This window comes from Helcobacillus massiliensis (assembly GCF_033106145.1).
GTDB classification, from domain to species: Bacteria; Actinomycetota; Actinomycetes; order Actinomycetales; family Dermabacteraceae; genus Helcobacillus; species Helcobacillus massiliensis.
Genome location: NZ_CP136959.1, coordinates 558,050 through 574,340, shown reverse-complemented (window position 1 = coordinate 574,340; position 16,291 = coordinate 558,050). Strand labels below are relative to the sequence as shown.

Here is a 16,291-nt window from a genome sequence, read left to right as displayed (position 1 = left end):
ATAACGTTTCGGGCATGAAGATCACGGAATGATCACGACAGGCCGCCCGCGCTCCAGGGCCGACGGGCTCCGAATCGCTACGATGATCTGGATCGACACCACAATGGAGGCATCCCCCATGGCCAAGAACTCCGCCGCTGAGGACGGGAAGAAGGTCCGCCTGTCCTCGTCCGAATGGAAGTACGCAGCCAAGCGCACTCTTCCCGAATTCACCCGAACCGGCGGCACCGACCTCGCCGCTTCCCTCACCTACTACACGGTCCTCGCCATCGCGCCGGCGCTCGTGGCCGTGTTCTCGCTGACCGCTCTCCTGCTCAAGGGCTACAAGGAGGAGGTCGCCAAGGCCATCAAGGACATGATCATGACCTCCGGTGTGGGCTCCGGCACGGAGGTGGGGCCGGCGATCGACTCCACTCTCGACAGCCTGATGTCCTCCAGCTCCGGAGGCACGGTCGCTCTGATCCTCGGCATCCTGATCGCGCTCTGGTCCGCCTCGGCGTTCGTCAAGGCGTTCTCACGCGTCTCCAACGACATCTACAACGTGGAGGAGACCCGCGGCTTCGTGAAGCTCGCCGGGTCCATGTACCTCGTCACCGTGGTCGTCGTGGTCGGCGCCCTGGTCGCGCTCGCCTCCCTGCTGCTCAGCCAGGGCCTGATCGACTCCCTCCTCGGACCGATCTTCAAGGCGATCGGCATGACCGACACCTTCACCTTCCTGTCCGGCACCTTCATGCCGATCTGGGCGTGGGTGAAGTGGCCGGTCATCCTGGTGCTGCTGTTCGCCATCGTGTCGCTGCTGTACTGGGCCGCTCCGAACCTGAAGCGCCCCTACCGCCCCGTCTCCCCCGGCGGCATCTTCGCCATCATCGGCATCGCCCTGGCCGTGGTCGCCCTGTCCATCTACATGGCCACCGCCGGCAGCTACTCCAGCTACGGCGCCATCGGTGGTGTCATGGCTGTGCTGTTCGCGCTCTGGGTGATCAACATTGTGCTGATCCTCGGCGCCGTGTTCGATGCGGAGTACGAGCGCGCGAAGGAGCTCGCTGCCGGTCACGCCGCTGAGGACGACTTCCCGCTGGAGAAGCGCGGCGAGGACACCCCGACCAAGGCGGACAAGAAGCACGAGAAGCTCGTGGACGAAGCCCGCGACCTGCGCCTGGAGAACATGCGCAACGCCCCGGAGACCAGCAAGGGCGGTCGCTTCCCCGGTCACCAGGTGACCGAGGGCTCCACCGCCGCCGAACCGGAGAACTGAGGAGACCGGCGCCGTGTGCGGACGCTTCGCCTTCCATCAGGAGATCGACGCCCTCGTCGATGACCTCGATGCAGTGGACCTGACCGACGGGGCCCTCACCTCCCGGTTCAACATCCCGCCCACGGCGCCGATCCACATCGTCACCGAATCCGTCGACCGCGACACCGGCGAACTGGTGCGGGCCCTGCGCATTGCACGCTGGGGCCTGTTGCCGCCGTTTGCGAAGGACGAAGCGTTCTCGTCCAAGACGTTCAACGCGCGCGCCGAATCCCTCGCCGACAAGCCCTCGTTCCGCGGCAGTCTGAAGTCGCGGCGGGCGATCATTCCCGTCAGCGGGTACTACGAGTGGACGCCCGTGGAGGGGCAGAAGCGCAAACAGGCGAACATGATCCGCCGCGCCGATCACCGGCCGATGCTGATGGCCGGCCTCGTCGCCTGGTGGAAGGGCGAAGGGAAGAACGAGGGCCCTGCCGCCTACGACGACGGCGAATGGCTGCTGACCGCCACCATCATCACTGCCGAAGCAGAGGGCTCCATGGCCCAGATCCACTCGCGGATCCCCGTCATCCTCACCCGCGACGGTGCGAAGGAATGGCTGAAGCAGGACTCCTTCGAAACCGGGCGCGAAGCCCATGACTGGATCAACACGCAGGCGCCGCGCGTGCCCAACGGCGACCTCGAGGTGTACGCGGTGGACCCGGCGGTGGGGAATGTGCAGGCGCAGGGCCCGCACCTGATGGATCCCGTGTGAGCCCCCAGCACGAGCCCAGAGCCTCAGCCGAAGGGGGGCGACGGAGCCCTCACCCGCCTGGCTGCCGGTGAGCTCTCAGCCGTCCAGGCCCTGGCGGTCCGGACGGCACTGCGGCTTCAGCAGGATTATGAACACGGCGACCGCCAGGACCGTGACCACCACGGCGGGCGCCAGCATCGCCGCCTTGAACATGGACGCACCGATCAGCGCCTGGAACAGCTGCCAGGTGATGCCGTAGGACACGCCGTACCGGCCGCGGCGCAGCAGCGACACCGCCGCCAGGACCAGCAGTGCCGCGAAGACCGTCAGCACCACCGCCAGACCGAACGCCACGGTGGGGATCCCGTCGGCCTCTGTGCGGAGGTTCAAGACCGCGAACACGGCGGTGCCCAGCAGCAGGACCGCCTCCAGCACCAGCAGTGACGCACCGACCACCCGGAGGCGCTCCGGCCGCCCCTCGAGGCCCTGCCCCTCGCTGTCGACAGGAGAACGGGACGCGGACGCGCGGGTGCGGGAGCGATCAGAAGCGGTCATAGGGCCAACTGTATCGCCGGTCCCGTCGGCCTCGGAGCCCACCGGGCCGAGGTGCCCAACCGCGGACGAGGCGGTGTGGGAAGCATTACGGCACCTTCGCGACATAGACCCTTGTGAGCGGCGCCGGGACGGGGAACAATTGATGCACATCCGCCTGTTTCACCGCGTCACTGCGGAGGAACCGGCAGCGGGATGCTCCCTCGGAGCCCCGCCGCCAGCGGAACCGATGCGAACCAGTAAGCCTGCTCGGCAAAGAATGCCGCAGGGAGCCGCCGCCCGGCGCTTCTCCTGCGGTCTGAGAAAGAGAGAGTGACGATGGACTGGCGCCACCGCGCGGCATGCCTCACCGAGGATCCGGAACTGTTCTTCCCCATTGGAAACACGGGGCCGGCGATCACCCAGATCCAGGAGGCGAAAGCCGTCTGCCAGCGCTGCGAGGTCATGAACGTCTGCCTCAAGTTCGCTCTGGAGACCGGCCAGGACGCCGGCGTCTGGGGCGGCCTGTCGGAGGACGAGCGCCGCTCCCTCAAGCGCCGCAACGCACGCGCCCGTCGCGCGAGCTGACATCCACCAGGCGGCCCGCCGCCTGCAGAGGAGCCCGCTGATCAGCACGATCAGCGGGCTTCTCTGCGTCCGGGGTCAGACCGCCACCGCAGCAGGCGATCACACGGTCACAGAAGCAGCAGATCAGACGATCACGGGATCCAGGTACACCTCGATGGTGGCGCGGGTGCCCGCATCCGGACGGTTCTGCCAGGACAGCACCCCGCCCAGCTCCCCCTCCACGAGGTTCTGGGCGATGGTGGTGCCGAGACCATCTGGCTTGCCGGCCATCCCCGCGCCGTCATCGTCCACATGGATCTTCAGGTGGGAACCGGTGCGCTCCACCACGACCTCCAGGGTGCCGCCGGAGCGGGCGAGACCGTGCTCCACCGCGTTCATCGCCAGTTCCGTCACCACCAGGGCCAGCGGCGTCGCCTCCTCCGCGCGGATCACCCCGACCTTGCCGCGGCGCTCCGTGCGCACAGTGGCGGGACCGTGAGCACCGCCGTCCGCACTGGGCGCTGAGACTGTTGCCGCCGCGGCGTCCACCGCAAGGCGCAGGCATCGGTCGATGATGTCGTCGAAGAACACGGTCTCCTCACTGCCCTGCAGCAGCGACTCGTGCACCAGCGCAATCGTGGAGACGCGGCGCATCGCCTCCAGCAGCGCCTCCTTCGCCTCCTCCGACTTCATGCGACGCGACTGCAGCCGCAGCAGCGCGGCCACAGTCTGCAGGTTGTTCTTCACGCGGTGGTGCACCTCACGGATCGTGGCATCGCGGGTCATCAGTTCGCGTTCGCGGCGGCGCAGCTCGGTCACATCGCGCACCAGGAGGATCGCCCCGATGCGCGTGTCGCCCTGCTTCAGCGGGACGGCGCGCAGCGAGAGCGTGCTGCCGCGGCCCTGCATATCGGCGCGCCAGGCTGCTCGGCCCATCAGCACGAGGGGCAGCGATTCGTCCACGGTAGCGCGGGAACGCAGCATGTCGGTGGCGTGTTCGGCGAGGGACTCCCCCGTCAGGTCACCGTCGATGCCGAAGCGGTGGAATGCGGACAGCGCGTTCGGGGAGCACCACAGCACCCGTCCAGAGGCGTCGAGGGACACCAGGCCGTCCTGCACGCGCGGCGCGCCGCGGCGAGGCGGCACCGGAGCGCCGAGGATCGGGAAGGACCCCTCACTCAGCATCACCAGCAGGCGCATGCCGAGTCGTCGCATCTCCGCTTCGGTGGTGCCCAGGTGGCCCGTCTGGAACGAGGTGAAGGACTCAACGGACAGCAGGGCGATGATCTCTCCGCCGGTGCAGACGGGGGCGAACATCACCGATGCGGTGCGCTCGTCCCGCTCCACGGTCCACTCCTGGGTGGAGACCGTGGAGCTCTCGAACGCGTCGGCCATCTGGGGCCAGTCCGCAGGGGCGTAGCGGTTGCCGACGGGGTCGTCGTAGTACACGGTGGTGCCGTTGCCGGGCCGCGTGTGACCCACGGCCACCATGGTGTCCTTCCCGCCGATGTCGCGGCGGATCCACAGGACGAGGTCAGCGCCCATGAGGTCGGCGACCACCTGCCAGTCCCCCAGCACGAGCTGCAGCCACTGCGCGCCCGTCTGCTCGGATTCGGAATCGGCGTTGAAGAACTTCGACAGTGCTGTGGGCATGGTCTGAGCCTACCGCCCGCACCTCCGGGGCCGGGCGCGGCACCGGGCCGGCTGAAATCAGGGCCGGCTGAGTTCAGGGCCGGCTGAGTTCAGGGCCGACGGGGTCACGGCTCCCAGCGCTCGGCCTGCGCAGACCGGTAGGCTCCAGCCGAACACCGCTCCCCGCCTGACTGCCGCCCCGCTGCGGCACGTGGCCGGGGCGGCCCGACACGACCCGGAGGTTCCCCATGCTGCCGTTCAATGAGACCATCGAGTTCTCCCAATCGCCGGAGGCCGTCGCCGCGATGTACGCCGACCCCCAGTACGCCGAGATCCGGAAGCAGGAACTGACCGCTGACTGGGCGACCGCGTACGTCAACGGCACCCCGGAGGCCGGCTTCACCACGACGACCGAGTTTGCGATGCCCACCGATCGCGCCCCGCAGATGGTGCAGTCGGTGATCGGCTCCTCCGTCACCGTTCACGAGGCGCAGACCTGGGAGGCCGCCGGTGCGGACGGCCGGCGTGAGGGCCGTGCCGAGATCACGGTGAAGGGCACGCCTGCGGTCGTCAGCGCCCACTACCGTCTGGAGCCGTCGGCCGGAGGCTCGGTGCTGACGGTGACCGGAGAGCTGAGCGCGCAGGTGCCGCTGGTCGGCAAGCGGATCGAAAAGGCGGCGGAGCCGTACGTGGCGCAGGTGTTCGGCGTGGAGCAGCGCGCGGCGCAGCGCTACTTCGCGGAGCGGGAGGACTGACCGGGCCCAGCCCGTGGAGTGATCGGACGTCCGGCGCTGCGCCGACCGGATGCCTCCACCGGACCACCGTCTGCCGGGCCGTCGCCGGCCGGGCGGTCTCGGTCAGGTGGCGTCAGTCGCCCGCGCCGCTGGCGTAGGCGAACGCCTCCGCCGTCTCCGAGGGGTCGAACCAGAGCACGTCCGGGGCGAACTCGTCGGCGAGGGCCTCCGCCGCGGTGAGTTCGCTGACGTGCAGGGCACGGATGCGGACCGGCTCGTCGGCGGTGATCCGCCGGGCATGGTCTCCGTTGTCCCCCGCCTCGGCGGGTGCGGCGTCATCGGGCACATCCACGGCGGCGATGACCACGCGTGTGTGCGCGGCGGCGCCGGTGGCGCCGTGCGCGGTGACGAGGACGGCCTCCTGGACGGCATCGAGATCGAGCTGCTCCGCCTCGTCAGCGGTGACGTCCTTCGCGATGCTGGGGTCCACGCCCCACACGAGCGTGCCGGGGGCGATCACGGGTGCGGAGTCGGGGACGGCGGAAAGCGGAACGAAGATGCGCACGGGACCTCCTGTTGACGACGCCACGATTCTACGCGGGAACCGCGGCGGCCTGCCTCCAGTGCTGATCGATGCGCTCCCCTGCCGCCTCGGCGGCCCGCTGCAGAGCCCGCCGGACGGCTGAGCGCGGCGCGGCCTCGGCCAGCAGAGCACCGTCCCAAAGTGCGCGCCTCATGACCAGCGGGTCCCTCGGGACAGTGGTGATGCCGGCGGGGGTGAACCGCTGCGCAATCGCCGCCTGCAGCTGCGACTCGGGGGCGGCGCGGTCGGTGCCGTTGATGATGACATGCACGGGAGCCGAGGTGATCGCCTGCAGCGGCCCGACTTCGCGGACGAACCGGGTGATGGACACGGGGTCAGCGGCGCACACTCCGATCACTTCGTCGGCCTCCGCGAGCGCCGAAATGGCGGCTCCGTCGCGGCAGGAGATGAGCGAGTCGGCCAGGGCGTCGTCGTCTTCCAGGCCGGCGGCGATGTCGACCACGACGGCGTCGGCCTCGCGCGCCAGCGCCGCCAGCACCGCGGTCAGCGCCGACGGCTCCACCTCCGCCCACCGGCTCGGCACACCGATGCCGGACAGCAGGCGCAGGTTCGGTTCGATCTCCGGCACGATGCGGTGCAGCGCGTCGGCCGTCAACTGGGACGAGGTGGCGAGCCGTGCTGCGGTGACGAGCCCGGGCACCTCGTCGACCACCCCCAGCAGCTGGGACTGGCAGGGGGCGTCAGTGTCGGCGTCCACCAGAATGGTGCGTCGTCCGGCACGGGCGAGCTCCCCGGCGATGTTCGCGGCGATGGTGGAGCGTCCCGGTGCCCCGGCGGGCCCCCAGACCGTGATGATGCGTCCGCGCGGCTCATCCACAGGTTCGTCCGTGGTCCATGCGTCCGCGTCATCCGCGCCGGCGACGGCCTCGAGGATCGTGGAGTACATCTGCTCGACATCGGCGGCAGGGTCGATCCCCCAGGTGATGCCGAGGTCCGCAGGGGCGCGCCGCGTCCCTCCGTCGAGACCGATCACGGCGGTGCCGCCGGCCATCAGCTGCGCGACGCTGGAGCGGTCAAGGCCGTCGACGTCGCAGTCCACGAGGACCGCGTCGGCCACCCCGGCGCTGACAGCGGCGAGGGCTTCGGTGAGTTCCGCGCAGCGGCGCACGACCCGCACCCGGTCGGGCAGTTCGGTGGCGAAGGCATGGACGATGCGCAGTTCGTCCGCGCCGGAGGCGAGGAGGACGAGGTCGATCATCAGCCGACCTCCGTGCCGCCGAGGACTTCGATGGCGAACATCGAGTCGTCGCGGTCGATGGCTTCGAGCACTTCGGCGACGGAGTCCGCTGGGACGAGCACCTCGACCGTGGCCTTCTGCATGCTCAGGGAGCTGCCGCTGCTGACGGACCGCACCTGGGCGCGGTCCACCAGCATGTGCGCGCCCTTGGTGCTGGCCTCGGCGCCCTCCTTGGCACTGGCGGCGGTCCACACTTCGACCACGTCACCGGACTGCAGGCCGGCAGCGGCGTCGGACTCGATGGGAACGGCGATGGGCCGCAGGGTGCTCTCCTCGCTCTGCCCGATGGCGGAGACGGGCAGCAGCTCGCCCTGTTCGATGCGGGTGGCGGCGAGCGCCCCCGCGGGGATCTGATCGGCGGAGACGGCGTAGCTGCTGGAGCTGTCGCCGAGGCTGACCTCGACCTGCCGGAACGCGGAGGGGTCGATCTTCTGCCCTTCGGCGATGTCGGTGGTGGCCACCAGGACGGTGGTGGTGCGGGTGGCTGCAGTGAGGATGCCGGCTCCGGCGAGCACGCTGATGAGCACCAGGGCGATTCCGGTGAGCAGGCGAGGATCGCGTGCACGGGGGCGGCGCAGGCGCATGGCGCGCACTGGAGCCCGCCCTGGTGCGAGGACGGCGGGGCCGACGGGGTCGGGCGAGCGGGTCTGCTCAGCCCCTTCGGAATCGCGGTTCTGCGCGGCGGAGGGACGGCGGGAGAAGATGCTCATAACGAATCCTGGGTCGACGGTGACGGGACTGTTCGTCCACGCTAGGCCGAGCATCACCATGGTGGGGCGGTTGTGGATGAACGGTGTCCGTATTGAGACCTGGTGTCCTCCGGGGGCGGGCCGCTGGAACCGTCCCGGGCCGGAGCGGCGCGTCTGGTCGAGGTTGTCCACAACAGGTCGTTCACGGCGCGGCTGCGGCAGTGTGCGTGAGAGGATGAGGACCCACGAACCACCCCGCGCGTCGGAAGGACTCGAGCATGGCCGCACGCTTCATCCCCCTGTCTGAGGTTGCTGAGCAGCTGTCCATCAGCGCCTCGCAGGCGTATGCGCTCGTGCGCAGTGGGGAGCTGCGGGCCATCAAAGTGGGCGGCCGCGGCCAGTGGCGCGTGGAGCAGGCCGAACTGGAGGCGTACATCGCCCGCAAGTACAAGGAGACGGAGTGGGAGATCGCGCAGGAGCGCGCCGCCGCTGCCTCATCTGCTGACTGAGGCGACCGTCGCGATCGCCGAGAACGGGATCGCAAGGAGGTCCGCACCGCGCTGATCGCCCCGCAGATCCAGGTGATCCGCCCACACGGCAGCGATTCTGCCGCGCAGCGTCTGCACCCCGGCTGCGACCACAACGGCCCGCCGGCTCTCCTCCCAGTCACTGAGAACGGACCGCAGTGAACGGCGGTCGAACCCGTCGGTCCCGCGGGACCGCTGCGACAGACCTGTCGCAATCTGGACTGCATCCATCCGCACGAGCGTCGCTGCGTCCCCGTCAGAGATCGTCACCCAGTCGGCGCCGACCTCCGCAACCGTGCCGCGGAGCACTCCCCCAGTGATGAGCGTGAGCCGCACCTGAGTGCCCCCATTGCCGGCGAAGCGGTCAGCGAGCCCGATCGATCCGCGCTCCAGGCGGGCGAGTTCACGGGCGCTGCGGCGCGCATCGAGCTGCGAGGCGTGCTGCAGCTGGGCAGCGACATCCTGCAGACGCTCGTCACCGCTGACGGACGAACCCGGTGGACGACGACGGTGTCGGCGGGGCTGGTGTGCGTCACCGGCCGGTTCAACCACGGCAGCTCCTGGTGTCGGCGAGGGCGGCCTGTCCGCCTACGAGTTTTCACGAATGTTAGCAAAGCGGTTGCGACCCCCTCAATGTGGATCTAACCTCATGATCACATTCCAAACAGGACCAATATTTATCAAACTGCATCAAACAGCATGAATGGTGTCGGCGCGGGGCAGCATCCCACCGGCACCCGCCGCAGAGGGGATTCCCATGGACCACCAGCACCACCACGGGCGAGGGACCGCCATCGCCGCATCCGCCGGCGCTGCCGTTCTGAGCGTCAGCAGCACAGTGTTCGCACGTGCGCAGGGCGCTCTGGTCGCCGAGTCCGATCGCATCCAGCAGCTCACTGCTGGGCTCCTGGCCGCTGCAGCGGCTGCGCTGGGAGTCTGCGCCGCGTACCTCGCCCTCGTGTGGGCCCTCATCGCGGTGACCCGCGTGTTCGGAACCGGCTCGGCCGCCGGCCGCATCAGCTTCGGTGCCCTGCGGGTCATTGCTCCACGACTCGCCAAGACTGTGGTCGGGTCCGGACTCGCGGCGGGCAGCGTGGTCGCGTTCAGTGTGTCGGCTGTGGCCGCAGAACCCGCCCCGGCACCGTCCGGTGGGTTCGGCTGGTCGACGTCCTCGGAGCAGTCCGCAGCGGATGACTCCGCCGACGGCTCTGCTGAGGACGGTGATCTGAACGCGGACGACCTCGAGATCGGGTGGGCGCCCCAGCACGACTCCGCCAGCGCACCGCCGGACGCCCCCGCGGATGCACCGCCGCCGGCACCCGCGCCCGCGCGCGATGCGCCCGAACCGGCCAGTGATGAGCCGGCACCGTCCACCGATGAGCCGGCACGCGCCCCTGAAGATCCGACACCCGCCACTGAAGCACCGACACCTGCTCCTGACGAGCCGGCGCCCGCTTCTGAGTCGCGCACCCCGGCGCCGGCATCCGACGCGCCCGCACCCGGCACCACCGCGACTGTCCGCCCGGGCGACTCCCTCTGGCAGATCGCCTCCCACACCCTCGGCCCCTCCGCCGACGACGCCGACATCGCTGCCCTCGTGGAGCAGATCGCCGCCGACCCGGAGAACCGCATCGAGGATCCGGATCTGATCCACCCCGGCGATGAGCTGCACATTCCCTCGGCGGCCGCCCCCACCATCACTCCTGCTGACTGACGAGACGACAAGGAATCCGCATCATGTCCACAGCCCCGATCTCCTCCACGCCCGCAGCTCGTCCCAGCCATCAGCTGGCCCCGTCGGGACCGTTCGCCGACCCCGACAGTGGGGAGCGCGCCGTCACCGCTGTCGCGCGCAACGCGCTTGAAGTGATCCTCGGCCAGCGCCCGCTGACGAGCCTGGACCAGATCGTTGACCTCGAGGTTCGCCGCCGCCTGCATGAGCGGGCGCGGCTGATCGCCGATGTCGCCGCTCAGCGGGGAGTCAGGACCGCTGCCCGCATCCGCGTGGGCGGGGTCCGCTTCTGCGCCGTCACCGACACCGCGGTCGAAGCGAACGCCGTCATCAGCGACTCCCACCGCAGCCGCATGGTCGTCATGCGCTGGGAGCTGCGCCGCGGACGCTGGAAGGTGGTCGTCCTGGACGTCGGCTGAGGGGCCGGCGTCCCCGCTCCTCCCCTCGATTCCGCCCTGCACGAGCGATGCCCCGCCACCTCACGGTGACGGGGCATCTGAATGCACCGGACGATGCAGATCAGCGCCGGCGGCTCTTCGCCTGCTTCTTCTCCGCGCGGCGCTGCTCACGCTCAGCCTTCCGTCGCTCAGCGCGCGACATCGGCGCGGCGCTCTCGCCCTCCGCGGAGGAGTAGGACAGCTGGGAGGGGTTCACCGAATCCTCCAGACCCTTGGCGTGGAGGTGGATCTCGCTCGCCTCATCCTCGAACTCAGCGTCCTCACCCGACGCTGCACTCTCGGTGTCGGCAACCGGTTCGGAGCCGGCCTCGGCGGCTGCACCGGCGGAGGCGCCGACGGAATCGGCGTTCGCGGACAGGGTCGCGGCGCTCTTGGCGAGGAGGTTCTTCACCGCATCCGGGACGAGAGGCTGGCGCTGCACCTGCACGTTGAGGTTGAACAGGTACCCGACCACGTCCTCCTTGATGCCCGCCACCATGTCCTGGTACATCAGGAAGCCCTCGCGGCCGTACTCCACGAGCGGGTCGCGCTGCGCCATGGCGCGCAGACCGATGCCCTCCTTGAGGTAGTCCATCTCGTAGAGGTGGTCGCGCCAGCGGTTGTCGATGACCCGCAGGATCACCCTGCGCTCCAGCTCACGCATCGCGTCCGAACCGAGCTCCTCTTCGCGCTTCCCGTACGCGATGCGGATATCGGACAGCAGCTCCGTACGCAGGCGCTCCCGCGTCAGGTTCTCCTTGCCGCCGACCTCGTCGATCAGGTCCTCTTCGGTGAACGACACCGGGTACAGGGACTTCAGCGAGCCCCACAGTTCGTCGAGCTCGAAGTCCTCCGCGCTGCGGCTGCCGGTCGCGTTGGCGACGGCGGTGGTGATGACGTCCTCGAGGTAACGGTCGATCGTCGCGGTGATGTCCTCACCGTCGAGCACCCGGTTGCGGTCGCCGTAGACGCGTTCGCGCTGCTTGGTGAGGACATCGTCGTACTTCACCACGTTCTTGCGGATCTCGAAGTTCTGCGACTCGATCTTGCGCTGAGCGCCCTGGATCGCACCGGACACGAGGCGGCCGGTCAGCGGCGTGTCCTCATCCACGCCGCCGCGCGCCATGATCTGCTCCACGCCCGGGCCGGCGAAGCGGCGCACCAGCTCGTCCTGCAGCGACAGGTAGAAGCGGGACTCGCCCGGGTCGCCCTGACGGCCGGAACGGCCGCGCAGCTGGTTGTCGATGCGGCGGGACTCGTGGCGCTCCGTGCCCAGCACGTACAGTCCGCCGAGGTCGCGGACCTCATCCGCCTCGTCCTTCACCTGGCGCTTGGCGCGCTCCAGCGCCTCCTCCCAGGCCGCCTGGTACTCCTCCGGGTTCTCCTCGGCATCCAAGCCGCGGTCCTCCAGGGACTTGTGCGCCATGAACTCGACGTTGCCGCCGAGCATGATGTCGGTGCCGCGGCCGGCCATATTGGTGGCCACGGTGACGGCGCCCTTCGCACCCGCCATGGCGACGGTGGCGGCCTCACTGGCGTGGTTCTTGGCGTTCAGCACGTTGTGCGGCACGCCCTTCTTCCGCAGCAGCTCCGAGAGGTGCTCGGACTTCTCCACGCTGGTGGTGCCCACCAGCACAGGCTGCCCCGTCTTATGGCGTTCGACGATGTCGTTGACGACCGCGGCGAACTTTCCGCGCTCCGTCCGGTAGATCTCATCCACTTCGTCCACACGCTTGGTAGGGAGGTTGGTGGGGATCGGCACCACGCCGAGCTTGTAGGTCGCCATGAATTCGGCGGCTTCGGTCTCAGCGGTGCCGGTCATACCGGCGAGCTTCTCGTACAGCTTGAAGTAGTTCTGCAGGGTGATGGTGGCGAGGGTCTGGTTCTCCGCCTTGATCTCCACACCCTCCTTCGCCTCAATGGCCTGGTGGACGCCCTCGTTGTAGCGGCGCCCGGCGAGGATGCGACCGGTGTGCTCATCGACGATCATCACTTCGCCGTCGATGATGACGTAGTCCTTATCGCGCTTGAACAGCTCCTTCGCCTTGATGGCGTTGTTGAGGAAGCCGACCAGCGGGGTGTTGAGCGACTCGTAGAGGTTGTCGATGCCGAGCTCGTCCTCCACCCGGTCGATGCCGGGTTCGAGAACGCCGACGGTGCGCTTCTTCTCGTCGACCTCGTAGTCACGATCGCGGCGCAGGGTCTTGACCACGCGTGCGAACTCGGCGAACCACTTGTTGACGTCGCCGGACGCGGGACCGGAGATGATCAGCGGGGTGCGGGCCTCGTCGATGAGGATGGAGTCGACCTCATCCACGATGGCGAAGAAGTGGCCGCGCTGGACCCTGTCCTCGGCGTTCGTAGCCATGTTGTCGCGCAGGTAGTCGAAGCCGAACTCGTTGTTCGTGCCGTAGGTGATGTCCGCGGCGTACTCGCGCCGACGCTGCGCCGGGGTCTGGCCGGCGATGATGACGCCGGTGCTCATGCCGAGGGCGCGGAACACGCGGCCCATGAGATCGCTCTGGTAGGAGGCGAGGTAGTCGTTGACGGTGACCACGTGCACGCCCTTGCCGGCGAGGGCATTGAGGTAGGCGGGCAGGGTCGCGACGAGGGTCTTGCCCTCACCGGTCTTCATCTCAGCGATGCGGCCGCGGTGGAGGGCGGCGCCGCCCATCAGCTGCACCGGGTACGCGCGCTGGCCGAGGACTCGGCGGGCTGCTTCTCGAACCGCGGCGAACGCCTCGATCATGATGTCGTCGAGCGACTCGCCGTCCTCGAGGCGCTGGCGGAACGCGTCGGTCTCCGCACGCAGCTCGTCATCGGTGAGCTCGCGGAACGACTCTTCGAGCTTCTCCACATCATCGGCGATCGGCGCCAGACGCTTCTGCTCACGGCCTTCGCCTGCTCGCAGGATCTTCTCGAAGAAGCTGGCCACTCGTACTCCCTGGATTGCTGAACGTCAGTGTCGTCGGCCTGAGAAGGGCCCAGCCCACGCTAGTCGGGCCACCTTGGAGTCTACAGACAATGCGCGGGCGGGACGCGCCCGTTGTGGTGCGTCCCGCCCTGCGGGTCGTGGTCCGCTCGACTGCGCGGGGCCGACGGGGTCATCCGCCGACGGGTGCGGAGCCGATGCGCGTGCCGGTCATGGCCGGACGCTGCTCACGCTGAGCGTGCGCTCACTGTGAATCGGTGTCCAGTTCGATGACGCCGTAGTTCCAGCCCTTGCGGCGGTACACGACCTTCGGGTGGTTCGTGTCCTTGTCGACGAAGAGGAAGAAGTCGTGGCCCACCAGCTCCATGCGGTACAGGGCGTCGTCGATGGTCATCGGCTCAGCCTTGTGCTTCTTCTCGCGGATCACCACGGGCGACTCCGGGGCATCAGCAGCGGTGTCCGGCTCCGGGTCGACAGCCTCGATGGAGCCGGTGGCAGTGCGCTCCTTCTGCTCTTCGATGAGCCGATCCATGTGGACCTGGTCCTCGCCCATGGTGCGCAGGGACTCGGTCTCCACCTGGTGGGCGCGGTCGCGGCCCTTGCGGCGATCCTTGCGGCGGTCGCGCAGGCGGCGCAGACGCTCCATGAGCTTGTCGTAGGCGAGATCGAGGGCGGCGTACTGATCGGCGGCGCTGGCCTCGGAGCGGATGACGGTTCCGTTGTCGTGGACAGTGAGCTCGATCCGCTCCTTCTGGTCCGCCAGTCGCGGGTTCTTCTCGGTCATCACGACGACGTCCGTGCGGGATGCGTTCGGGGCGAGCTGGTTGACCTTGTCGAGCTTGTCGTTGATATGGCGCTGGAAGCGCTCCGTCACGTCGGTGTGGCGGCCGGCAACGTTGATGTCCATGGAATCCTCCAAAGAGATGAGACTCGAAGAATGCGCTCGTGCGCATCCTGATCAGGGTGGGGTGCGCATCACCTCCGACTCTGCTCGAGGATCCAGTCGCCGCTAGCGGCGATCACCGGGGCTTCCGGTGGCTTCATTATCCCCGATCGAACTGACAGTGTCATGAGAGTCACAGGCACGTTGCGAGCAGGATTCACGGCCTGACGGACGTTGGCCCGACGCGCTGTGCGGCCGCCACGACAACAGCGCCGAGAACGCGGCACCCGGCCGCTTCGAGCGCATCCGCGGCGGCGGCGAGGGTTGCTCCGGTGGTGGCGACGTCATCCACCAGCACGACGGACGGGCCCCGCCCTGGCGCGTTCCGCGATGTCCCGGTCGTCGGACTTCTCGCCTCGTCGGCGGCGCTCCTCGCCTCTGCCGCGAAGTGCGAGGATCCGAGCGCGCGGGTGACGGCGCGGCCGCTCACCCGCATTCCGCCGGACAGGCGCCGCTCCCGCCGATTCCGTACCCGTCGGCCCGCCACAGCACCACCCGACCGTGCTGCCACGGCAGCACCCGAGCGCGCAGCCGACGCACCTCCCGGCAGCCCCGCGGGCGCCCCGCTCGCCCGCGGCAGCGACAGGCACGACACCACCGGTGTCCGGAGGGACTCCCCCAGCGCCTCCGCAATGAGCTGCGTGTGCTGCTCGCCCCGTCGGCGCACCGCCGCCCCGCTCGAGGGCACCGGCACCAGCACACCACCGTGCCGCAGCAGCTCCCGCGCCGGATCCAGCAGACTGCGGGCGAACGGCTCCGCGAGCGCAAAATGGCCACCGTTCTTGAACGCCAGCACCAGTGCCTGCAGTCGGGCCGTGTAGTCCCCCGCCGCCACCACCGGCATGCGGGGTCTGAACGACACGGCTCCGCGATGCTCACCGAGCTCATCGGGGACGGCGAGCTGCAGTGCGTCGAGCCGGTCATCGACCCGCTCGGCGCCCATCTCGAGCACCGCGGCGCAGTCCGCGCACAACACCCTCCCGCCGACACCGCAGGGGCAGGCCGTCGGCAGCAGAACATCGGCGAGGGACCGCAGAACGGTGTGGGTGGTGGCATGCATGAGCATCATGCTGGCTCGGCGCGCACGGCGGCGCGCGGCGGCCGGCCCTTCTGGGGACGACTCGACGTGTGGACAGCGCTGAGGCGCGGACCGGGGTGCGGCGAGGCGGCGGCGGAACCCGCTGCACGCCCCGCGTGGAGTCCCAGATGATCGCCTGCGGACTCTGGCCCTCCGCTGCCGGCACGAACACGATCATCGCCTGCTTGGAGTACCAGCAGAGCTCACCGGAGCCGTTCACCGGCAGCGGCATCGTCTGGACCGTGGACAGGCCGGTCGGATCACCCTTGCGGCTGCGGACCACCGCGCTCTCACCGAGCAGCAGCCGGCCGTCCCGTTTGATCAGCAGCGCCAGCTGCGTGGAGCCCAGCCCCAACGAGGCGCTGCAGATCTCGTCGCCGTCGGCGAGGTTCAGCAGCGCAGACGAATGCTCCGCCCCGCCGGACTCGTTCACGGCGAGGAGTTCACCGGGACGTTCGGAGTCCGCGGTCCAGATCCACCCGAACTGGTCCACCGATGGGGGCACCAACGCCTGCCCGGTCAGCGCCTCCCTGCGCTGGAGGCGACCGTCGGTCGACCCCACCAGCAGGGTCCGGCGGTCCGGCGTGAGCGCTGCCGCGGTCGAGGACCGAGGGGACCCCACCGGTGCGATGACGCGGTCCTTGGCGAAGGCGGGCACGAGGG

17 protein-coding genes are annotated in these 16,291 nt (G+C 69.2%); 7 read left to right on the top strand and 10 right to left on the bottom strand.

What is annotated here, in order from left to right:
* Positions 1-118: 118 nt before the first annotated feature.
* Both R3I40_RS02705 and R3I40_RS02700 read left to right on the top strand, forming a co-directional pair.
* Positions 119-1,255 (top strand): YihY/virulence factor BrkB family protein, encoded by a 1,137-nt coding sequence (locus R3I40_RS02705; RefSeq protein ID WP_239375214.1) that lies wholly within the window; start codon positions 119-121, stop codon positions 1,253-1,255.
* A 13-nt stretch (positions 1,256-1,268) separates the two neighbouring features.
* Positions 1,269-2,006 (top strand): SOS response-associated peptidase, encoded by a 738-nt coding sequence (locus R3I40_RS02700; protein ID WP_183373707.1) that lies wholly within the window; start codon positions 1,269-1,271, stop codon positions 2,004-2,006.
* A 75-nt stretch (positions 2,007-2,081) separates the two neighbouring features.
* On the opposite strand, the gene R3I40_RS02695 is transcribed toward R3I40_RS02700, so the two are convergent.
* Positions 2,082-2,540 (bottom strand): hypothetical protein, encoded by a 459-nt coding sequence (locus R3I40_RS02695; RefSeq protein ID WP_183373705.1) that lies wholly within the window; start codon positions 2,538-2,540, stop codon positions 2,082-2,084.
* Positions 2,541-2,855: 315 nt separating this feature from the next.
* Between R3I40_RS02695 and R3I40_RS02690 the strand changes: the two genes are divergently transcribed.
* The gene (locus R3I40_RS02690; protein WP_183373703.1) at positions 2,856-3,104 is read left to right on the top strand and encodes a WhiB family transcriptional regulator; all 249 of its coding nucleotides are present in this window, start codon (positions 2,856-2,858) and stop codon (positions 3,102-3,104) included.
* A gap of 123 nt (positions 3,105-3,227) precedes the next feature.
* On the opposite strand, the gene R3I40_RS02685 is transcribed toward R3I40_RS02690, so the two are convergent.
* Complete coding sequence (locus tag R3I40_RS02685) at positions 3,228-4,736, bottom strand: sensor histidine kinase (protein WP_285262143.1); 1,509 nt, start codon at positions 4,734-4,736, stop codon at positions 3,228-3,230.
* 227 nt (positions 4,737-4,963) lie between these two features.
* Here R3I40_RS02685 and R3I40_RS02680 point away from each other — a divergent pair, with 227 nt between their 5' ends.
* Positions 4,964-5,470, top strand: a complete 507-nt coding sequence (locus R3I40_RS02680; protein ID WP_183373699.1) for a DUF2505 domain-containing protein — start codon at positions 4,964-4,966, stop codon at positions 5,468-5,470.
* Positions 5,471-5,582: 112 nt separating this feature from the next.
* Here the strand turns inward: R3I40_RS02680 and R3I40_RS02675 are convergent, their stop codons facing one another.
* Genes R3I40_RS02675 through R3I40_RS02665 form a run of 3 tightly spaced genes read right to left on the bottom strand, consistent with a single transcriptional unit; the run spans position 5,583 to position 8,171 of the window.
* The gene (locus tag R3I40_RS02675; RefSeq protein WP_259923368.1) at positions 5,583-6,014 is read right to left on the bottom strand and encodes a hypothetical protein; all 432 of its coding nucleotides are present in this window, start codon (positions 6,012-6,014) and stop codon (positions 5,583-5,585) included.
* 28 nt (positions 6,015-6,042) lie between these two features.
* Positions 6,043-7,251, bottom strand: a complete 1,209-nt coding sequence (locus R3I40_RS02670; protein WP_239375199.1) for a CpaE/TadZ family protein — start codon at positions 7,249-7,251, stop codon at positions 6,043-6,045.
* Entirely contained in the window at positions 7,251-8,171 is a 921-nt protein-coding gene (locus R3I40_RS02665; RefSeq protein WP_285262142.1) for a CpaB family protein, read from the bottom strand. The genes R3I40_RS02670 and R3I40_RS02665 overlap by 1 nt, the downstream gene beginning before the upstream one ends.
* Before the next feature lie 86 nt (positions 8,172-8,257).
* On the opposite strand from R3I40_RS02665, the gene R3I40_RS02660 reads away from it, so the two are divergent.
* Positions 8,258-8,488 (top strand): helix-turn-helix domain-containing protein, encoded by a 231-nt coding sequence (locus R3I40_RS02660; RefSeq protein ID WP_183373691.1) that lies wholly within the window; start codon positions 8,258-8,260, stop codon positions 8,486-8,488.
* Here R3I40_RS02660 and R3I40_RS02655 read toward each other — a convergent pair.
* Entirely contained in the window at positions 8,474-9,058 is a 585-nt protein-coding gene (locus tag R3I40_RS02655; RefSeq protein ID WP_285262141.1) for a hypothetical protein, read from the bottom strand. The two genes, R3I40_RS02660 and R3I40_RS02655, sit on opposite strands and share 15 nt — an antisense overlap.
* A gap of 205 nt (positions 9,059-9,263) precedes the next feature.
* On the opposite strand from R3I40_RS02655, the gene R3I40_RS02650 reads away from it, so the two are divergent.
* Positions 9,264-10,220 (top strand): LysM peptidoglycan-binding domain-containing protein, encoded by a 957-nt coding sequence (locus R3I40_RS02650; protein ID WP_285262140.1) that lies wholly within the window; start codon positions 9,264-9,266, stop codon positions 10,218-10,220.
* A gap of 23 nt (positions 10,221-10,243) precedes the next feature.
* Complete coding sequence (locus R3I40_RS02645) at positions 10,244-10,657, top strand: Rv3235 family protein (RefSeq protein WP_183373684.1); 414 nt, start codon at positions 10,244-10,246, stop codon at positions 10,655-10,657.
* Between the two features lie 100 nt (positions 10,658-10,757).
* Here the strand turns inward: R3I40_RS02645 and secA are convergent, their stop codons facing one another.
* From secA to R3I40_RS02625, 4 genes are all read right to left on the bottom strand, one after another.
* Positions 10,758-13,610, bottom strand: a complete 2,853-nt coding sequence (gene secA / locus R3I40_RS02640; protein WP_285262139.1) for a preprotein translocase subunit SecA — start codon at positions 13,608-13,610, stop codon at positions 10,758-10,760.
* A gap of 241 nt (positions 13,611-13,851) precedes the next feature.
* Positions 13,852-14,514, bottom strand: a complete 663-nt coding sequence (hpf, locus tag R3I40_RS02635; protein WP_183373673.1) for a ribosome hibernation-promoting factor, HPF/YfiA family — start codon at positions 14,512-14,514, stop codon at positions 13,852-13,854.
* 193 nt (positions 14,515-14,707) lie between these two features.
* Entirely contained in the window at positions 14,708-15,562 is an 855-nt protein-coding gene (locus R3I40_RS11615) for a ComF family protein (RefSeq protein WP_425485173.1), read from the bottom strand.
* Positions 15,471-16,286, bottom strand: a complete 816-nt coding sequence (locus R3I40_RS02625) for an LpqB family beta-propeller domain-containing protein (protein ID WP_285262138.1) — start codon at positions 16,284-16,286, stop codon at positions 15,471-15,473. Before R3I40_RS02625 ends, R3I40_RS11615 begins: the two co-directional genes overlap by 92 nt.
* Positions 16,287-16,291 lie beyond the last annotated feature (5 nt).